Consider the following 4,283-nt stretch of genomic DNA (forward strand, 5'->3'; position numbering starts at 1 on the left):
CACGCGCGCCCGCGTCGCCCGCGCGCTCACCCCCGAGGCGGCGGCCCGCATGGTCCAGCTCCCGCCGGGCGTCGACGAGAAGGTCTTCCACCCCGGCTCCGGCGGGCCCGCGCTGCGCGCCGCGCTGGGGCTCGCGGACCGGCCCGTCGTCGTGTGCGTCTCGCGCCTCGTGCGGCGCAAGGGGCAGGACACGCTCGTCCGGGCCTGGCCCGCCGTGCTCCGCGCGCAGCCGGACGCCGTGCTCCTGATCGTCGGGGACGGGCCGTACGGGGAGGACCTGCGGCGTCTCGCGCGCGAGACGGGCGTCGCGGACTCCGTGCGGTTCACCGGCGGTGTCCCGTGGTCCGAACTGCCCGCGCACGTCGGGGCGGGCGACGTCTTCGCGATGCCGTGCCGCACGCGGCGCGGGGGGCTCGACGTGGAGGGCCTCGGGATCGTCTACCTGGAGGCATCGGCGACGGGGCTGCCCGTCGTGGCGGGGGACTCCGGGGGCGCGCCGGACGCCGTCAAGGAGGGCGAGACGGGGTTCGTCGTACGCGGCGAGAGCGTCGCGGAGACCGCCGAGCGGATCGTCACCCTGCTCGGGGACGCGGGCCTGCGGGCGCGGATGGGGGCCGCCGGGCGCGCGTGGGTGGAGGAGAAGTGGCGGTGGGACCTGCTGGCGGAGCGGCTCAAGGAGCTGCTGTAGACGCTGCCGAGGTGGGGGCGGCGCGGGGCCGCCCCCGGCCGCCTCACTTCTGGTACAGCGCCTCGATCTCCATCGCGTAGTCCTTCGTGACGACCGAGCGCTTGAGCTTGAGCGACGGCGTCAGGTGGCCGGACTCCTCGGTGAACTGCGTGTCCAGGACGCGGAACCTGCGCACCGACTCCGCCTTCGAGACCGCGAGGTTGCCCTCGTCCACGGCCTCCTGGAGAGCCGCGAGGAGCGCCGGGTCCTCGCGCAGCGCCGCGACCGTCGCGGTGGGCCTGCCGTGGTCCTTCGCCCAGTGGGCGAGGAACTCCTCGTCGAGCGTGAGGAGCGCGCCGACGAAGGGGCGGCCGTCGCCGACGACCATGCACTCGGCGACGAGCGCGTTGCCCCTGATGCGGTCCTCGATGACGGCCGGGGCGACGTTCTTGCCGCCCGCCGTCACGATGATCTCCTTCTTGCGGCCCGTGATCGCGAGATAACCGTCCGCGTCGAGCGTCCCGAGGTCGCCGGTGTGGAACCAGCCGTCCGCGAGCGCCTCCGCGGTGGCCGCCTCGTTGTTCCAGTACCGCGTGAACAGGTGCTCGCCGTGGAGCAGCACCTCGCCGTCGTCGGCGATCCGCACCACCGAGCCCGGCAGCGGCTGCCCCACCGTGCCGATCTTCTGCCGGTCCCACGGGTTGAAGGCCGTCGCCGCGCAGGACTCCGTGAGCCCGTACCCCTCCAGGACCGTGAAGCCGATGCCGCGGAAGAAGTGCCCGAGCCGCTCGCCGAGCGGCGCGCCGCCCGAGATCGCGTACTCGCCGCGCCCGCCGAGCACGGCGCGCAGCTTCGCGTAGACGAGCTTGTCGAAGAGCCGGTGGCGCAGCCGCAGCCCGAGCGAGGGCCCCTGCGGGGTGTCCTTCGCGCGGCTGTACGCGATCGCCGTGTCGGCCGCGCGGTCGAAGATCCGGCCCTTGCCGCCGGCCTGGGCCTGCGCGCGCGCCCCGTTGTAGACCTTCTCGAAGACGCGCGGGACGCCGAGCACCATCGTCGGCCGGAAGGCGCTCAGCTCGTCGGTGAGGTGCTTGATGTCCGGCGCGTGGCCGAGCTTGATCGGCGCCATGAGCGCCGCGACCTCCACGAGCCGCCCGAGGACGTGCGCGACGGGCAGGAAGAGCAGGACGGAGCACTCGCCGGTGCGGAAGAGCGGCTTGAGGCGCTCCACGACGTTGCCGCACTCGGCGAAGAAGTTGCGGTGGGTGAGGACGCAGCCCTTGGGGCGGCCCGTCGTCCCCGAGGTGTAGACGATCGTCGCCGGGTCGTCCGCGCCGACCGCCGCGGCCCGCTCCTCCAGCGCGCCGTCCGTGACGCCGGTGCCCGCCGCCTCCAGCGCGCCGATCGCGTCCTCGTCGAGCCGCCACACCTGCTTCAGCCCGGGCAGCCCCTCCCGTACCGCCTCGACCGCCCGCGCGTGCTCGCCGCTCTCCACGACGCACGCGACCGCGCCCGAGTCGCCGAGAATCCACCGCACCTGCTCCTCGGAGCTGGTCTCGTAGACGGGCACGGTGACCGCTCCGGCCATCCAGACGGCGAAGTCGACGAGGGTCCACTCGTAGCGGGTACGGGACATGAGCCCGACGCGGTCGCCCGGGCCCACGCCCGAGGCCACGAGGCCCTTCGCCGCCGCCGTGACCTCGGCGAGGAACGTCGTCGCCGTCACGTCGCGCCACACCCCGTCGACCTTCCGGCCGAGCACCGCCACGTCCGGGTGCCGCGCGGCGTTGCGGCGGACGATGTCGGCCAGGTTGCCGGCCGCGGGGACCTCGTACAGGGCCGGAAGGCTGAACTCGCGCAAAACTGCTCCTCGTAGGGCACCGGTGGTCACCCCGTGGAGTGCGGGTGGGCCGCGACGGTGCGGATGCCCCCGGCGGGGGGCAGGACGGACTGCCCGGACGTTACCCACCGGTAAGCGGTTCCGATAGGGGGGTCCGGAGAGATGTTCACTCCGTCACACTCCCTCGTGGGGCTTGCGGGAAGGGTAGTCCCCCGCGGCGGGCTTCGGGGAGTAACCGCAGGTGAGGGCCGTGCGTCGGGCGCGTACTAGGCTGAACGCATGACGCGGGTTCATGTGGTGAGCGACGTGCACGGGAACGCGCGGGATCTCGCGCACGCCGGGGACGGGGCCGACGCCCTCGTCTGCCTCGGGGATCTCGTCATGTTCCTCGACTACGCCGACCACTCGCACGGCATCTTCCCCGACCTCTTCGGCACCGCCGCCGCCGACCGGATCGTCGCCCTGCGCACCGCGCGCCGCTTCCCCGAGGCCCACGCCTTCAGCCGCTCCCTGTGGGAAGACCTCGGCGAGGAGCCGGGCCCCGCCATCGAGCGCGCCGCCCGCGCCCAGTACGCCCGCCTGTTCGCCGCGATGCCCACCCCCACGTACGCGACCTTCGGCAACGTCGACATCCCGCACCTGTGGCCCGAGTACGCGCACGCGGGCGTCACCGTCCTCGACGGGCAGCGCGCCGAGATCGGCGGTCGCGTCTTCGGCTTCGTCGGCGGCGGACTGCGCACCCCGATGCGCACCCCCTACGAGCGCGACGAGGAGGAGTACGCGGCCCTCGTCGAGCAGCTCGGCGAGGTCGACGTGCTGTGCACCCACATCCCGCCCGACGTGCCCGAACTCTGCTACGACACCGTCGCGCGCCGCTTCGAGCACGGCAGCGGCGCCCTGCTCGCCGCGATCCGCCGCACCCGCCCCCGCTACCACCTCTTCGGCCACGTTCACCAGCCGCTCGTGCGCCGCATGCGGATCGGCGCCACCGAGTGCGTGAACGTCGGTCACTTCGCGTCGACGGGCCGCCCCTGGGCCCTCACGTGGTGAGTACGGGCCCCGGCGAGGCGGGTGCCGGGGAGCGGTAGCCTTGCCGCGCGGGCCCCGCACCGCGTCCCCGCCACCCGGCAGCACGGAGGAGTCACGGCGATGGCCGAACACACCAGCTCAAGCATCACCATCGAGGCCGCGCCGGCCGCGGTCATGGGTGTGATCGCCGACTTCGCCCGCTACCCCGACTGGACCGGCGAGGTCAAGGAGGCCGACGTCCTCGCGCGCGACGCCGAGGGCCGCGCCGAGCAGGTCCGCCTCGTCATGGACGCGGGCGCCATCAAGGACGACCAGACCCTCGCCTACACGTGGGCGAGCCCCGACGAGGTCACCTGGACCCTCGTCAAGTCCCAGATGCTGCGCTCCCTGGACGGCTCCTACCGGCTGCGCGCCAAGGGCGACGCGACCGAGGTGACCTACCAGCTCACCGTGGACGTCAAGATCCCCATGCTCGGCATGATCAAGCGCAAGGCCGAGAAGGTCATCATCGACCGCGCCCTCGCCGGGCTGAAGAAGCGCGTCGAGTCCGGCACGGCGCCCGGCACCGAGGGCTGACCCCCTCCGTGCGCACCGTCCTCGTCACCGGACCCGGCGGGGCCGGACGCACCACGCTCGCCGCCGCCACCGCCCTCGCCGCGGCCCGCGCCGGCACCTCCACCCTCCTCCTCACGCCGGGGCCCGTGCCGCTCGGCACCGCGCCCGTCCCCGGCCTGCGCGTCGTCGCCGCCG

General features: G+C 74.1%; 4 protein-coding genes. 3 read left to right on the plus strand and 1 reads right to left on the minus strand.

The features are described from left to right. Positions 1 to 688: glycosyltransferase family 4 protein (locus G3I42_RS16660; RefSeq protein ID WP_164286774.1), on the plus strand; the 688-nt coding region annotated here is incomplete at its 5' end. A 43-nt stretch (positions 689 to 731) separates the two neighbouring features. Here the strand turns inward: G3I42_RS16660 and G3I42_RS16665 are convergent. Further along, entirely contained in the window at positions 732 to 2,525 is a 1,794-nt protein-coding gene (locus G3I42_RS16665) for an AMP-dependent synthetase/ligase (RefSeq protein WP_164286776.1), read from the minus strand. A gap of 258 nt (positions 2,526 to 2,783) precedes the next feature. Here G3I42_RS16665 and G3I42_RS16670 point away from each other — a divergent pair, with 258 nt between their 5' ends. Beyond that, complete coding sequence (locus G3I42_RS16670; protein WP_164286778.1) at positions 2,784 to 3,554, plus strand: metallophosphoesterase; 771 nt, start codon at positions 2,784 to 2,786, stop codon at positions 3,552 to 3,554. A 99-nt stretch (positions 3,555 to 3,653) separates the two neighbouring features. Next, positions 3,654 to 4,109 (plus strand): SRPBCC family protein, encoded by a 456-nt coding sequence (locus G3I42_RS16675; protein WP_164286780.1) that lies wholly within the window; start codon positions 3,654 to 3,656, stop codon positions 4,107 to 4,109. Positions 4,110 to 4,283: the final 174 nt, after the last annotated feature.

The organism is Streptomyces sp. SID11385 (assembly GCF_010548245.1).
Lineage (GTDB): Bacteria > Actinomycetota > Actinomycetes > Streptomycetales > Streptomycetaceae > Streptomyces.

What these genes read in the sequence shown, in the direction of transcription:
- G3I42_RS16670 (WP_164286778.1), top strand. Translation starts at nt 2,784, where the DNA reads ATGACGCGGGTTCATGTGGTGAGCGACGTGCACGGGAACGCGCGGGAT.
- G3I42_RS16675 (WP_164286780.1), top strand. Translation starts at nt 3,654, where the DNA reads ATGGCCGAACACACCAGCTCAAGCATCACCATCGAGGCCGCGCCGGCC.